Here is a 14,400-nt window from a genome sequence, read left to right on the forward strand (position 1 = left end):
CTTTTTCCCAAAAAATATATGAAAGGGCTACAATATATGCCTAGTTTAATACTGAACATCGAGATTGTTATGACTTATACGTTCAATCGTCCTGCTTTTCCAGCTACACGTATGCGCCGTATCCGTAAAAACGATAAGCTTCGAGCAATGGTAAGAGAGACTCAACTCACAGCAGATCATCTCATTTATCCAGTATTTGTGCTTCCGGGACAAAACCAAAGCCAAGATGTACCAAGTATGCCAAATGTTCAACGATTGTCAGCAGACTTATTGTTGAAAAAAGCAGAAACACTATTAGAACTTGGTGTATCAAAACTTGCCTTATTCCCCGTTACACCACAACAAGACAAAAGTTTAACAGCAGAAGCAGCGTGGCATGAAGATGGTTTAGTTCAAAATACTTTACGTTTGCTAAAAAAAGAACTGCCTGAGATGGTGCTCATCACCGATGGTGCATTAGATCCTTATACCACCCATGGTCAGGACGGTATTATTGACAATACAGGTTATGTGTTAAATGATGAAACAGTCCAATGCCTGATCAAACAAGCCTTAAGCCATGCTGAAGCAGGTGCAGATGTGATCGCGCCAAGTGACATGATGGACGGCCGTATTGGTGCAATCCGCCAAGCTTTAGAAAGTAACGATTTTATTTATACCAGTATCATGGCGTACTCTGCAAAATACGCGTCTAGTTTCTACGGTCCTTTCCGCGATGCAGTTGGCTCATCATCCAACCTAAAAGGTGGTAATAAGTATAACTATCAAATGGATGTCGGTAATCGTGCTGAAGCACTGCATGAAATCGCCCTCGATATTCAAGAAGGCGCAGACATGGTGATTGTTAAACCAGGTATGCCATATTTGGATGTGGTACGTGAAGTTAAAGATACCTTTGGTGTCCCAACCTTTGTTTATCAAGTCAGTGGTGAATATGCCATGCTTGCTGCAGCCATCCAAAATGGCTGGTTATCAGAAAGCGTGATCATGGAATCATTGATGTGCTTCCGTCGTGCAGGTGCAGATGGTATTTGGACCTATTATGCAGAAGATGCAGCACGTCAATTAAAAGAGATGAAGTAAAAAATTCCTCCCTTACTGAATTCATGGTTCCTTACCTTTTAGAAAGGGAAGTGTCCATTACTGATTCGGTCGTGGAAGGAAAGTCCCCTCTTTCAAAAGATAAGCAGTATTGCTTTTGTAGGTGGGGATTAAAATTCTAAATTGGTACAGAATACACAATGCATATCGCCATTATCGGTGCAGGAGTAAGTGGCTTACTCAGCGCGCTTGAACTTGTTGAACAAGGTTGCACCATCACTCTGTTCGATCAACAACATGCTGGACATGCTGCTTCATGGGCGGGTGGCGGTATTTTGTCACCCATGTATCCATGGAGATATCCAAATGAAGTCAATCATCTGGCACAACATGGCAAACAACTTTACCAACAATGGAATGAGAAACTACAGCCTAAAACAGGGATAGACTTTCAAATCCATGAAACTGGAATGCTAATTTTTGACGAAGCAGATTTTGAGCTTGGACTCGGTTATAAAGACCAACATCAAGAACCGATGCAGCATTGTGAATACCTGCAAAGAGAGCAGCTTGAAACCATCAACCCACATATTTCAGCACAATTTCAACATGCAATTTATTTTCCACATTTAGCCAATGTTAGAAATCCAAGACTTCTTAAATCACTGATCAGCTATCTCAAACAACACCCTCAAGTTGAAGTGTATGAAAATACATGGATCGAAAAATTTAATATTCAAAATCAAAAAATTCAGTCTGTTGAAAGTACCAATGGGCGACGTTTTTTCGCAGATCAATTTGTGATTACCACAGGCGCATGGTCAAATTGCTGGGCAGAACAATTACAGCTTTCGATCCCAGTAGAGCCAGTTCAAGGACAAATGATGTTATTTAAAACCCCTGAAAACTGGCTACCCACCATGTGTATGAACAATGTCATGTATTTGATCCCACGCCTAGATGGTCATATCGTATGTGGTTCAAGCATGGACAATATCGGGTTTGATAAGCGTCCAAATGTACAAACACAGCAAAATATTTATAAAGCCTGTATCGAGATGGTCCCTGAATTGACAAACTTCCCTATTGTTAAGCAATGGGCAGGATTACGTCCCAGTTCACCGACAGGCATTCCATATATAGGAAAAATGCCTAAACTGAACAATTTATGGGCAAATTTTGGACATTACCGTAATGGCTTATGTATGGGGCCTGCTTCTGCACAGTTATTAAGACAATTGATGCTCAATCAAAATACACATGTTGATTCAACAGCTTATTCAACCGAGCGATTAACTGCATATACACCTCTCACTCAGTAATCATCTTTTAGCTAAAAAGTGTTAGGTTCTGGCATGAAACAATCAAAGAGAAGACGCTTAGCCGCTTCTCTCATCGAAAACGATTGATAAAATTGCTGATGCCGACAAGTGATTTACCAATAATTCTCTACAGCAATATTACCTTCACCCCGACGATTCATCGTTAAACCACGGGATTTTAATGCGGCTTTGGTGTCATCCACCATTTGTGGGTTTCCACATAGCATGACATGAGTGGTATCTGCATTGAATTTTAAATCAGCGGCTTTTTCCAATTCACCATTTTCAATCAAAATTGGTAAGCGATCATGCAAGGTGGCATTGGGATCACGCGTAACAATCGGGATAAATTTAAAACCTGTATGTCCCTCCCCAAAAAGCTGGGCAATCTCTTGGATCCGATCGACATAAGCCAATTCAGATTCAGTTCTTACGCTATACACCAAGTTGATTTTTTCGTACTTTGACCAAGTTGCAAAATCTTGTAGCATCGAAATAAAAGGCGCTAAACCTGTGCCCGTTGCCAACAACCACAAATCTTTAGGCAACGGCAATTGATAACGTGCTAAAGTTAAGAATCCATAGGGGATTTTTTCCAAATAAAGCTCATCACCGACTTGTAAATGCTGTAAATTGGAGGTAAATGCACCATCAGGAACAACGATTGAAAAAAATTCGAGTGTTTCATCAAACGGGGATGAAACCACGGAATATGCCCTTACCACCAATTCATCACCCACTTTTAAACCAATGCGAGCAAATTGCCCAGCGGTAAACTTAAAATGAGCAGGTCGAGTCATGGTGAAACTGAAAAGTGTATTGGTCCAACGCTGAACAGACAAAACCTTTTCTATGCTAAATTTTTCAATTGACATGATTTCTTCGTGGCATGAAACATAGTCCTCATGGTAGCATGACTATATAATCTATGAATATTAAAATGTTAAGGCTCTACTTATGCGAATGACTTTACGCCAGTTGGCGGTTTTTGTTGCTGTCGCTCAAGAAGGCACCGTGACTAAAGCAAGTGATGCGGTTCGGTTGACTCAAAGTGCGGCAAGTATGGCTTTGGCAGATTTAGAAGATGGGCTGGGAGCCCCCCTTTTCGATCGTCTTGGTAAGCGCTTACAGCTCAATGATCTTGGTCGCTTCTTACTTCCCCAAGCTTTAGAAATTTTAGGCCGCTGTGAAGCTTTTGAACAAGCAGCCAAAGGCGAATTACAAAGTATTGATTTACGCATTGGTGCAACACTGACTATCAGTGATTATTTAATGCCCGACTTAATGGCAAACTTTTTACAAGTTCAACCTCAAGCACATTTGCAACTCCAAGTTGGCAATACCCGTCAAATGATTGAAGCCGTCAACCAATTCCAACTGGATTTAGCATTGATTGAAGGTTCATGCTTCTTACCACAACTTCAATGTATTCACTGGCGAGATGACGAACTTGCGGTATGTTGTTCACCTAATCATCCACTTGCAAATTTACATCGTGAATTAAAACAGTCTGACTTTCAACATGTTGAATGGATTTTGCGTGAAGAAGGTTCTGGCACACGTGAAGTTTTTGACAATGCCATTCTAAAAGACCTAGAAGATGCCAATATCCGCTTAACTTTGGGTCATAATGAAGCGATTTTAAAAATTGTCGCAGGTGGTTTAGGAATGTCATGTATTTCTAAATTAGCCATTCAGCCTTTGCTGGACAAAGGGCAATTGGTAATTTTAAAGACTCCTTTTTGGCAACTTGCACGTCCTTTGTACATGCTTGTACATCGTCAAAAGTACCAAGGTCCTGGTTTAAGAGCCTTCTTAAAATTCTGTGAACACGGATAAAACTAAAGCTCCTCTTGGAGCTTTTATATAATTTTTAGCTTAATAAAGTTATTTACCAAATTGTCTTTCGCATGGCTGACCATCATGATCGCCATCCATTTGCGTATTAGGACAATTTTTAATAAAAAATACAGCTTCATCATAGGATGTCATTTGACTGCAATGTGTCCGCCCATCACATTGATAAGGCGATTTTACCATTGATGATGTCGCTACAGTTGCGTTAGATTGCACTGTTACCTGAGCATGTTCAGTCCTTACTAGGTTATGATCACCATTTATTAAAGCATTTTGCGATTTTTCACTAAACTTTACTGGTTTGACATAACCAATTTCTTTGCGTTGTTGCTCAATAATTTGTTGCTGCTGGTGTTCTAACAAGGTAAGTTTATTATGCTGTTCATCCTGATAGGTTTGGTATTGATTCCATGTCGCAAAACTAAAATAAACGAAGCCAAAAACAATCACTAAAATTACCACAGACATAAAACCAAATTTCTGTCCTTCACTTTTACTTCGTCTTAATATATTTTTTTGCTTATCAATATTGATGTTTTTATTTTTTAATTCATTACTCATCGCTACATCCAAACGAATCATTTGATGTGCTTTTAATGTTCCTTGCTCATTGATAATTACATACTTTATAGTTTCCCCTTTTTTCGGTTGACCACCTAGTTTTGGAAAATCAGCGATGTAGAATACGACAGATTGCGCTGAATTATGATCCAATAAAAGTCCGTAACCTTTATCATGATGATATTCAATGATTTGCCCCAAATAAAACATAAAACTTCTCTTTTAAAATAAGTTTGAACCACAATAAATTCAACTCGTTTCAGATGTTTAGTGTGAATATGCCTTGCGTTTTTGCTGTTTAATCTTGTCCTTTTGTTGTTGTTGATATTGTTGAAATCTCATTTCAGTTTCGATTTTGTACTGCCTATAACGATCTTTTGCATACATTACAGAACTTACCCCAATGAATATCACTACAGCAACGGTCACCACCCAAGAATTCAATGCTAGACGTTTTTCAAGTCTAATTTTCTTTATAGGCTGTTTGCGTTTTGAGTATAAAAATTTAACTTTTAACTTTTGAATTAAACTTTGGATCGCATTTAAACGCATATTTTTTTCAAGCAACTGCTGATTCATTTGCCTATCAAAATATAAATCTTGTTCTTTAAAACATTGCCCCTCTACCAACATCTCTACAGGCTTAACCAACTCTTGTTTCTTAGAGTCCCCCGCAATTTCAATATTTTGATACGCCTCTCCCAAATCAGAAAGCATAACCTCACAAATTCCTTCAGTGGTTTTAATGTTATTAACTGTATGAATTTCGTCTTCGGATTCAGTATTTTGGATAACTTTAATAGAAAGGTCAACTTGTGTTTGCGCTACAGGCTCAATTTGATTGTTTTGGTATAAATTTATGCTACCTTCTTCTATCATAGGATTACTAATTAGAGTTTGTATGGGCTCGACAAAGATTACTTGTTGCTCCTCTACAACTAAGTCAATAGCTGGAATAGCTTCTACTGAAACCAATTGCTCTGTTTGAGTTTGTGTTTTGATATTAGCTAAATCGTTATCAGCTACCAACCTTCTCTTTTTAAGCGCTTTTCGAATAGTTCTAATTTGTTCATAGCCATTTTCTGAATGGAGACGCGTATTAGGTAACTTATTTTGATCGTTCTCATAATTTTTATAATCAAACCGCACAATAAATTTAGCTAAGGTTGCACCATATTGTTCTAAAACAACACACTTAATCCGCTCGCCAATTTGAGGAAGAATGGATTGATTTGAAAAATCTTCTAATTTAAAAACAACTTGTTGATGATTATCATTTAATTCAATTAGACCTTGCCCTAAATCATTATCGAAAAAGGTTACTGTCCCTTTTCTGAACATTTTTTATTCTCTTATAATTAAAAAAGGAGGCCCCTATAGCCTCCTTTGATCATACTAAATTTTAATCTTTTTGCACACTGCCAAAAATTTTATCACCAGCATCTCCTAGACCTGGCACGATATATCCCTGTTCATTTAAACCTTGATCAATTGAAGCAGTAAAAATCGTCACATCTGGGTGAGCTGCTTCCACACGTTTAATGCCTTCAGGTGCTGCAACTAACACCATAACACGGATATCTTTACAACCACTTGCTTTCAACACATCAATCGCAGCAACCAAAGATGAACCAGTTGCCAACATCGGGTCAATAATCATAGCTAAACGATTTTGTACATCTGGAACCAATTTTTTATAATAAGTACGTGCTTCCAAGGTTTCTTCATCCCGTTCTAAACCGAGAACTGAAACTTTTGCACTTGGAATAAGATTTAAAAAACCTTCTAACATGCCAATACCAGCACGCAAAATTGGCACTACAGTGATTTTTTTACCCGCAATTCTGTCCACTGTGACTTTACCGTTCCAACCATCAATTTCGTGATCACACACAGGTAAATCTTTGGTTGCTTCATAAGTTAAAAGCATAGTTACTTCTTGAGCAAGTTCACGGAAATTCTTAGTACTAATGTCAGCACGGCGTAATAAACCTAATTTATGACGAATAAGTGGATGACGAATTTCTTGAATAGACACGGGAGGACACCTAAAAGGATAAAAGTAAATTTCCATTATTATAAATGTTTTTTATATCTGAGATAAGAAAAGCCCTCAATGAATGAGGGCTTTTTTTGTTAATAGCAGGATTTTATTGCGATTAGTGTTGCTGGCTCATCAAGAAATGTAAAGGAGATAAAATTTCTGATTTCAACGCCAAGCTGATGATTGGATCTGGATAAACACCAATGATCAATACCAAAGCAGCAGCACCGAGCACCATAAGACCACCCACTTTTTGTCCCCAGTGATCAACAGCATCAATACGAGGATTATCTGGTGGCGTCATATACATCACGATCATCACACGTAAGTAGTAATACAAACCAATACCACTACCCACCACTACCATAGCAGCCAAGAACCAATGTTCTGTGGTTACAGCAGCAATCACCACCATAAACTTACCAATGAAACCAGCGGTTAATGGAATCCCTGCAAGAGAAAGCATCATCACTGTTAATGTCGCAGTCAGTACTGGACGACGCCAGAATAAACCACGGTAATCCGCAAGAGACTCAGCTTCATCAACATTGTTATATGGGCTCGACATTAACGCGACAGCACCAAAAGCACCAATCGTAGTTAAGGTATAAGTCACCACATAGACGCTTACGCTGCCTAAACTTGCATAACCTAAACTAATCAAAGCAATCAATAAATAACCAAAATGGGCGATTGATGAATAACCTAAAATTCGTTTTAAGTTGACTTGGCGTAATGCAAGAAAGTTCCCGACTAAAATCGAAAGCACAGCGATCACTGTTAATACAGTCACGATAGACGGTACAAGAATGAAACCTGAACTTAAAATAAAGCGTACTAATAAACCAATCGTTGCGACTTTAGCAACAGTTGCAAGATAAGTAGCGATTGGCGCAGGCGCACCTTGATAAACATCTGGTGTCCATTTATGAAATGGCGCCAATGATAATTTAAACGCAATCGCAATCACGATTAATCCTGAACCCAACAAAATCATTGGTTGAGCAAGGAAACCTTTTAACTGTTCAATAAAGTCAGCCAAAGATGCAATTTGTTGCACTTGTGCTAACTGATTTCCATACAAACCTGGGAAGTCAGTAAATGACAATGTACCTGTATAAGCATAAACGTATGCCATACCCATCAACAAAATTGCTGAAGCGGTTGCAGAAAGTACCAAATACTTTACGCCAGCTTCTAGCGATTTTCCACGCTGATGCGTATATGCCAATAAGCCATACACAGGAATTGACAAAAGCTCCAAACTAATAAAGAACGACGCATAGTGAGAACTTGCCACCATTAACATTGCCCCTGTTACAGAGATCAACATCAAGATATAAAGCTCTTCACGATTATCTTTATACGTTTCAATATAAGCGTGAGATAACGTACAGCATGCGAGTGCAGCAACTACTGCAATAAATTGATAAAACAATGTAAATGGATCAACCACAAACATGTTCATCACATTTGATGGTGCAAATGAACCACCAAACATCATGAATAAAATATCAATTGCAGCAAGGTTTAAACCCACCACCGATGCAGTCGCAATCAAATTATGATTACGCTTGATCGAGGTTAGGATCATCACCACTACAGCGGTTAAAGCAACAATAAAAACTGGTGCTAAAGGCATGAGACCCGAAAATGACATAGTGAAGTTCATGACTATTGGATCTCCACATTTTGTTGAGATACGACTTGTTGTGCCGCATCAACAACTTCTTGAACTGGAATATAGCTATTTGATAACCACGCCATACTTGAGTGAGAAATATCAAGGAAGCTTTGTGGATATACACCTAACCATAATAAGCCAAATGCACAGATCAATAGAATTACTGTTTCACGTACATTCAAGTCTTTTAATGGACTTTCATAATGCTTTTTCTGTTCTTCATTTGGCGTACCAAATAAAGCTTTGTGGATCAGAATCAAGCCATAAAGACCAGCAAAGACCAAGCTAATAGCAGCAATGATGGTAAATGTTGGGAATTTAGCGAATGAACCCATCAAGATCAGGAATTCACCAATAAAGTTACCTAAACCTGGAATGCCCACAAGTGCAGAGACAAAGAACATCAAGAAGAATGGTAAATACTGGAATTGACCACGAATACCACCCATCAAACGTAAGTCACGGGTATGTAAGCGTTCATACACTTGACCACACATAATGAACAATGCAGCAGATGACAAGCCATGTGCCAACATCATGATCATTAAGCCTTGGAATGTCAGAATATTACCGGCATAAAGTGCAAGTAATACGAAACCCATATGCGAAATAGAAGTATAAGCAAGCAGGCGTTTCATATCTGTTTGCTGGAAAGCACACCAAGCGCCGTAGAAAATACCAATCAAACCTAAAATAATCGCAATATCGGCAAATTGTGCAGATGCTGCTGGGAAGAATGGCAATACAAAGCGCAATAAACCGTACGCAGCAGTTTTAATCAAGATCCCCGCTAAGTCTACAGAACCTGCTGTAGGTGCTTGTGCATGGGCATCTGGTAACCAACCGTGTAATGGGAATACTGGCAACTTGACTGCAAAACCAATAAAGAAACAGATCATCAACGCATAGGCAATATGTGGTGCCTGAGCATCTAAAGTATTTGCAACAGCAAGTAAGTAGTTATAGTCGAAGCTAATCGTACCTGACATCTGAGAACCATAGACCACTAAGCCTAAGATCCCGATGAGCATGATTAAGCCAGCGACTTGGGTGTAGATAAAGAACTTGGTTGCAGCATAAACACGTGATTTACCGTCTGCGCCTTTATGACCCCAAAGTGCGATCAAGAAGTAGATAGGGACCAGCATCATCTCCCAGAAGAAGAAGAACAAGAACATATCAATTGCAAGGAAAACCCCGATTACCCCACCCAAAGACCATAAAAGGTTTAAATGGAAGAAGCCGACATTCTTTTGAATTTCACCCCATGAACAGCCCACTGCAAGTACACCCAGTAATGCAGTCAAGCCCACCATCAGCAATGAAAGACCATCTACAGCCAAATGAATGTTAATACCGAGTGATTTAATCCAAGGTAAATAAAATTCTGCTGCCCAAGTTGGAGTCTTCGCCCCCAACTCATAGCTAAAGCCACCTTGTTTCCACAAAATCAGTGTTAAGCCCAATGTAACGAGCATACCGACTAATGCGATATAACGTGGCAAATGTTTATCAAGTTTATCGACCAACCAACACACGAAACCTGCAATAAAAGGTACAAGAATCAGTGCGGGTAAAATCCAATTGTTTGTGATTTCCATCTTATTTCCCCACTACCTGAATCACGATCAAGATCATCAGCAATACCACCACACCGAGTGACATACTTGATGCATATTCACGTAATGAACCTGTTTGACGGGTACTTGTAAATTTATTTCCACTATTTACGATTGCAGGTAATAACAGCCATAAACCATCAACTGGGTCACGACCTAAAATTTTCGCAATGAGTAAATAAGGTTGAACAAAAACAAGGTTGTATAAAGAATCGAAACCAAATGCATTACGGCAGATATTTGCAAGTCCAGCACCAAATGAAGTGGCTGCAAAACCTTGCACCGCTTTATAAGCGAAAGCAAATAACACCACACCTACAGCTAAACCGACCAATGCGATACCGACTGCAAGGTGTTCTGCACCATGCATCCCTTCTTCAATCGCTTGAGAAACTTCAAATGCTGGGATATGTGCTGCATTTAAAATGTTCATCACTGGCGCTTTTAAGAAGTAAGCCAAACCTGTTGAAAGAACAGCCAAGATACCTAAAGGCGCCCAATACGTTGCACCTTTGATTTCGTGATAATGTGTTTTTTCTTCACCAAAGAATACAACCCAAATTAAACGGAATGTATAAATCGAAGTTAAGAATGCACCCGCAACACCCACCCAATACAATGAGTTATACAATGCCACAGATTGACCTTGCGCCCAAACAGCACCCAAGATTGCATCTTTAGAGAAGAAGCCGATCGTAATAAATGGAATTGCAGCAAGTGCACCACCACCAATCGCGAAGCAAGCAAATAAGAATTTGTTTTTGTAGAACAAGCCACCCATTTTAAAGATGTTTTGTTCATGATGGTAAGCCAAGATCACTGCACCCGAAGACAAGAACAATAATGCCTTAAAGAATGCATGTGCAAGCATATGGAACAGACCTGCTTGATACGCTTCTGCACCCACAGCCATAAACATATAACCGAGCTGACTCATGGTAGAGTAAGCCAGAATACGTTTGATATCTGTTTGAACCAAAGCCGCAAAGCCAGCAACCAACAATGTTACAGCACCTGTAATCGAAATGAACTGCATCACTTCTGGTGTCATTTCAAATACAGAGAACATACGGCAACATAAGTAGATACCAGCGGTAACCATTGTTGCAGCATGGATCAATGCAGATACTGGTGTAGGACCAGCCATTGCATCTGCCAACCATGTTTGTAATGGGATTTGCGCAGATTTACCAGCTGCACCCAAGAACAACATCAATGACGTGATCAATGCCAAGTTATGATCAAGTGCCAGAACTTGTGAAGCATTGGCAACAATCGTGCCGATGTGTAAAGTACCAAATTGTTGGTAAAGCAAGAACAATGCGATCAGTAAGAATACATCACCAACACGCGTTACTGTAAATGCTTTAATTGCCGCAAAACCATTTGCAGGGTTTTGGTAGTAATAACCAATCAACAGGTAAGAACACAGACCTACGCCTTCCCAACCTAAGAATAACAACGCTAAGTTGTCACCCAATACAAGCACCAACATGCTTGCAACGAATAAGTTGAAGTATGAGAAGAAACGTGCGAAGTCTTCTTCACCACGCATGTACCAAGTTGCAAAGATGTGAATCAGGAAACCCACACCTGTCACCATGCCCATCATTAATAATGACAAGCCGTCAAGATGCAAACTTACACCCGGTGCAAAACCGCCTACATTGAACCAAGTCCATAAATGCTGTGCTTGCGCAACTGAACCCTGCTTAACAAAGTCCATGCCTGCAATCAATGCAAATAAAGCAGAAAGGCCAACAGAACCCGCACCAATAATTGCTGCTACATTTTCAGGAAGTTTATTACGTCCTGCCGCTAAAAGTGCAAAGCCAATCAGCGGAAATAAAATCGTTAAATATAAATAACTCATCCGCGCATCTCACTAGCAGCATCTACATCCAGATGATGGAAGCGATGATAGAACTGGAGGACGATCGCTAGACCGATACAAGCCTCTGCCGCAGCAAGTGTGAGGATCAAAATAAACATAATTTGACCATCAGGTTGTGCCCATGCACTTCCTGCCACAACGAATGCCAATGCTGCTGCATTCATCATGATCTCAAGGCTCATTAACATAAATAATAGGTTGCGTCGCACCATTACACCGTAAAAACCCAGTGCAAAAAGGATAGTTGCGACGATCAAACCATGTTCTAAAGGAATGTTGCCCATTACTGTTTATCCTCTGCTGCACTCGGTTCACGTTTGCCTAAGTGGAATGCTGCAACCAATGCTGCAAGCAATAACATTGCGGCAACTTCAACCAATAATAAATAGTGGGTAAAGAGTGCTTGACCAATTGCTTTAGGTCCAATCACTTGAGTTCCAAGTACTGCACCAGATTGCGTGTAGTCTGAACCTAATACCCAAACCAAACATAAGCCGATTAAGAAGCTCATGAGTGCTGGATAAGCCCAAGCATCTGAAGTCAACCATTTACGCTCTTGATCAACTGTATGTTGACCAAGGTTGAGCATCATTACTACGAATACGAACAACACCATGATCGCACCCGCATAAACAATCACTTCAAGTGCAGCTGCAAATGGTGCACCAATGATTAAGAAGATCCCTGCAACAGCAAGTAAAGAAACGATCAAACTTAATAAAGCATGTACTGGATTGGTGTTGGTCACAACACGAATCGTCGAAACAATGGCCACAAGAGCCATTAAATAAAATGGCCACATCATGGTAATAAGCTCCGTACATCTACAGGCGCACTTTCACGTTGCGCTTGACCTTTTTCTTTACCATCAATTGCCATACCACTTACACGGTAGAAATTGTAGTCTGGGTATTTACCTGGTCCTGAAATGAGTAAGTTTTCTTTCTCATAAACAAGATCCTGACGGACATATTCGCCTAACTCAAAATCTGGTGTTAACTGAATGGCAGTTGTTGGACATGCTTCTTCACACATACCGCAGAAAATGCAGCGTGAGAAGTTAATGCGGAAAAATTCTGGATACCAACGTCCATCATCTTTTTCAGCTTTCTGCAATGAAATACAACCAACAGGACATGCAACCGCACATAAGTTACACGCAACACAACGCTCTTCACCGTCTGGGTCACGTGTTAATACGATACGACCACGATAGCGTGGAGGTACGATTTGTTCGGCTGGCACTTCTGGATATAAAATCGTATCGCGTTTGCGTGTGACATGGCTAAACACCATCCACAACGAACGAACAATTGATCCTACGCCAGCTAGAATTTTATACATTTTGTACTCCCTGCTGTCCTAGGCCTGATTCATCAGAATCACAGCACCAGTCACCAAAAGGTTGACCAATGCAAGTGGTAAACACACTTTCCAACCAAAATTCATAACTTGGTCATAACGTGGACGCATTAAAGAACCACGTGCCAAGACAAACATCATTACAAAGAATGCTGTTTTCGCAATGAACCAGAACGCATCTGGAATGAATGGAATATTTAAATTAAATGGTGCTAACCAACCGCCAAAGAATAAAGTCACGATCAGTGCAGAAATTAGAATGATGTTGACGTATTCAGCAACGAAGAACATCCCCCATTTCATACCACCATATTCGACATGGTAACCTTCTGCCAATTCTTGTTCAGCTTCTGGTTGGTCAAATGGATGACGATGCGTTACCGCAACACCCGCAACCACGAAGATCATGAAACCAATGAATTGTGGAATCACAAACCATACATCACGTTGTGCTTCTACGATTTCACGCAAGTTAAATGAACCCGCAATTGCCACCACACCCATCAATGAAATCCCTAAAAAGACTTCATAAGAAATGGTTTGTGCTGCTGAACGTAGACCACCTAATAGTGCATATTTGTTGTTGGATGCCCAACCACCAAATAACACCGCATATACTGCAATACCTGCCATTGCCATAAAAAACAATAGACCGATACTCATGTCTGAAACACCTAAGTAAGGTGAAACAGGAATAACCATGAATGACAGTACTGCAGTCGCCATTGCTACTGCTGGTGCTAAACGGAAGGTTAACTTATCTACAAACTTTGGTGTCCAGTCTTCTTTGAACATGATTTTCAACATGTCAGCAACGATCTGGAACATCCCGCCAGGACCAACACGGTTTGGTCCATAACGGTCTTGCCATAAACCCAGCAAACGACGCTCAATAAATGACATCAAAGCGGCCAGTAAAACCACAACCAACAAAATTACGATGGCTTGAATCACTGAATAAGCGATTGGCCAGTCTTGTGCCCATGTCGGTAGTGCGCGTAAAGATTCATTCATGA

At 40.0% G+C, this 14,400-nt stretch carries 14 protein-coding genes; 3 read left to right on the forward strand and 11 right to left on the reverse strand.

All coding sequences use genetic code 11. The annotated features are described in order from the left end of the window. Positions 1 to 69 precede the first annotated feature (69 nt). A complete protein-coding gene (hemB, locus tag WFN33_RS10135) occupies positions 70 to 1,083 on the forward strand; it encodes a porphobilinogen synthase (RefSeq protein WP_171500326.1) in 1,014 nt (337 codons plus the stop codon). A gap of 158 nt (positions 1,084 to 1,241) precedes the next feature. Further along, positions 1,242 to 2,363: a glycine oxidase ThiO gene (gene thiO / locus WFN33_RS10140; RefSeq protein ID WP_336952943.1), complete on the forward strand. Its 1,122-nt coding sequence runs from the start codon at positions 1,242 to 1,244 to the stop codon at positions 2,361 to 2,363. 113 nt (positions 2,364 to 2,476) lie between these two features. On the opposite strand, the gene WFN33_RS10145 is transcribed toward thiO, so the two are convergent. Continuing rightward, positions 2,477 to 3,238: a ferredoxin--NADP reductase gene (locus WFN33_RS10145; protein WP_336952944.1), complete on the reverse strand. Its 762-nt coding sequence runs from the start codon at positions 3,236 to 3,238 to the stop codon at positions 2,477 to 2,479. Between the two features lie 82 nt (positions 3,239 to 3,320). Between WFN33_RS10145 and gigC the strand changes: the two genes are divergently transcribed. Continuing rightward, positions 3,321 to 4,202, forward strand: a complete 882-nt coding sequence (gene gigC, locus WFN33_RS10150; RefSeq protein ID WP_336952945.1) for a LysR family transcriptional regulator GigC — start codon at positions 3,321 to 3,323, stop codon at positions 4,200 to 4,202. 48 nt (positions 4,203 to 4,250) lie between these two features. On the opposite strand, the gene WFN33_RS10155 is transcribed toward gigC, so the two are convergent. From WFN33_RS10155 to nuoH, 10 genes are all read right to left on the reverse strand, one after another. Next, a complete protein-coding gene (locus tag WFN33_RS10155; RefSeq protein ID WP_336952946.1) occupies positions 4,251 to 4,991 on the reverse strand; it encodes an excalibur calcium-binding domain-containing protein in 741 nt (246 codons plus the stop codon). A gap of 57 nt (positions 4,992 to 5,048) precedes the next feature. Continuing rightward, positions 5,049 to 6,122 (reverse strand): hypothetical protein, encoded by a 1,074-nt coding sequence (locus WFN33_RS10160; protein WP_336952947.1) that lies wholly within the window; start codon positions 6,120 to 6,122, stop codon positions 5,049 to 5,051. 61 nt (positions 6,123 to 6,183) lie between these two features. Further along, a complete protein-coding gene (upp, locus tag WFN33_RS10165) occupies positions 6,184 to 6,819 on the reverse strand; it encodes a uracil phosphoribosyltransferase (RefSeq protein ID WP_004722821.1) in 636 nt (211 codons plus the stop codon). Positions 6,820 to 6,940: 121 nt separating this feature from the next. Further along, positions 6,941 to 8,497 carry an NADH-quinone oxidoreductase subunit NuoN gene (gene nuoN, locus WFN33_RS10170; RefSeq protein ID WP_336952948.1) on the reverse strand — a complete coding sequence of 519 codons (1,557 nt, stop codon included), beginning with the start codon at positions 8,495 to 8,497 and terminating at the stop codon, positions 6,941 to 6,943. A gap of 2 nt (positions 8,498 to 8,499) precedes the next feature. Then, positions 8,500 to 10,104 carry an NADH-quinone oxidoreductase subunit M gene (gene nuoM, locus WFN33_RS10175; protein WP_336952990.1) on the reverse strand — a complete coding sequence of 535 codons (1,605 nt, stop codon included), beginning with the start codon at positions 10,102 to 10,104 and terminating at the stop codon, positions 8,500 to 8,502. A 7-nt stretch (positions 10,105 to 10,111) separates the two neighbouring features. Beyond that, on the reverse strand, positions 10,112 to 12,001 hold the full coding sequence (gene nuoL / locus WFN33_RS10180; RefSeq protein ID WP_336952950.1) for an NADH-quinone oxidoreductase subunit L: 1,890 nt from the start codon (positions 11,999 to 12,001) through the stop codon (positions 10,112 to 10,114). Continuing rightward, positions 11,998 to 12,306, reverse strand: a complete 309-nt coding sequence (gene nuoK / locus WFN33_RS10185) for an NADH-quinone oxidoreductase subunit NuoK (RefSeq protein WP_004722831.1) — start codon at positions 12,304 to 12,306, stop codon at positions 11,998 to 12,000. Before nuoK ends, nuoL begins: the two co-directional genes overlap by 4 nt. After that, complete coding sequence (gene nuoJ, locus WFN33_RS10190) at positions 12,306 to 12,824, reverse strand: NADH-quinone oxidoreductase subunit J (protein ID WP_336952992.1); 519 nt, start codon at positions 12,822 to 12,824, stop codon at positions 12,306 to 12,308. The genes nuoK and nuoJ overlap by 1 nt, the downstream gene beginning before the upstream one ends. Next, positions 12,824 to 13,366, reverse strand: coding sequence for an NADH-quinone oxidoreductase subunit NuoI (gene nuoI / locus WFN33_RS10195; protein WP_004722835.1), 543 nt, complete (start codon positions 13,364 to 13,366; stop codon positions 12,824 to 12,826). Before nuoI ends, nuoJ begins: the two co-directional genes overlap by 1 nt. Positions 13,367 to 13,384: 18 nt before the next feature. Continuing rightward, positions 13,385 to 14,398 (reverse strand): NADH-quinone oxidoreductase subunit NuoH, encoded by a 1,014-nt coding sequence (gene nuoH, locus WFN33_RS10200; RefSeq protein ID WP_336952951.1) that lies wholly within the window; start codon positions 14,396 to 14,398, stop codon positions 13,385 to 13,387. Positions 14,399 to 14,400: the final 2 nt, after the last annotated feature.

This window comes from Acinetobacter sp. AS167, from assembly GCF_037152175.1.
In the GTDB taxonomy this organism is placed as follows: Bacteria; Pseudomonadota; Gammaproteobacteria; order Pseudomonadales; family Moraxellaceae; genus Acinetobacter.

Bases quoted from the DNA above. Each gene is read 5' to 3' on its own strand.
- nuoH (WP_336952951.1), bottom strand. From the start codon at position 14,398: ATGAATGAATCTTTACGCGCACTACCGACATGGGCACAAGACTGGCCA.
- thiO (WP_336952943.1), top strand. From the start codon at position 1,242: ATGCATATCGCCATTATCGGTGCAGGAGTAAGTGGCTTACTCAGCGCG.
- nuoJ (WP_336952992.1), bottom strand. From the start codon at position 12,824: ATGTGGCCATTTTATTTAATGGCTCTTGTGGCCATTGTTTCGACGATT.
- nuoN (WP_336952948.1), bottom strand. From the start codon at position 8,497: ATGAACTTCACTATGTCATTTTCGGGTCTCATGCCTTTAGCACCAGTT.
- WFN33_RS10145 (WP_336952944.1), bottom strand. From the start codon at position 3,238: ATGTCAATTGAAAAATTTAGCATAGAAAAGGTTTTGTCTGTTCAGCGT.
- WFN33_RS10160 (WP_336952947.1), bottom strand. From the start codon at position 6,122: ATGTTCAGAAAAGGGACAGTAACCTTTTTCGATAATGATTTAGGGCAA.
- nuoI (WP_004722835.1), bottom strand. From the start codon at position 13,366: ATGTATAAAATTCTAGCTGGCGTAGGATCAATTGTTCGTTCGTTGTGG.
- gigC (WP_336952945.1), top strand. From the start codon at position 3,321: ATGCGAATGACTTTACGCCAGTTGGCGGTTTTTGTTGCTGTCGCTCAA.
- nuoL (WP_336952950.1), bottom strand. From the start codon at position 12,001: ATGAGTTATTTATATTTAACGATTTTATTTCCGCTGATTGGCTTTGCA.
- nuoK (WP_004722831.1), bottom strand. From the start codon at position 12,306: ATGGGCAACATTCCTTTAGAACATGGTTTGATCGTCGCAACTATCCTT.
- hemB (WP_171500326.1), top strand. From the start codon at position 70: ATGACTTATACGTTCAATCGTCCTGCTTTTCCAGCTACACGTATGCGC.
- WFN33_RS10155 (WP_336952946.1), bottom strand. From the start codon at position 4,991: ATGTTTTATTTGGGGCAAATCATTGAATATCATCATGATAAAGGTTAC.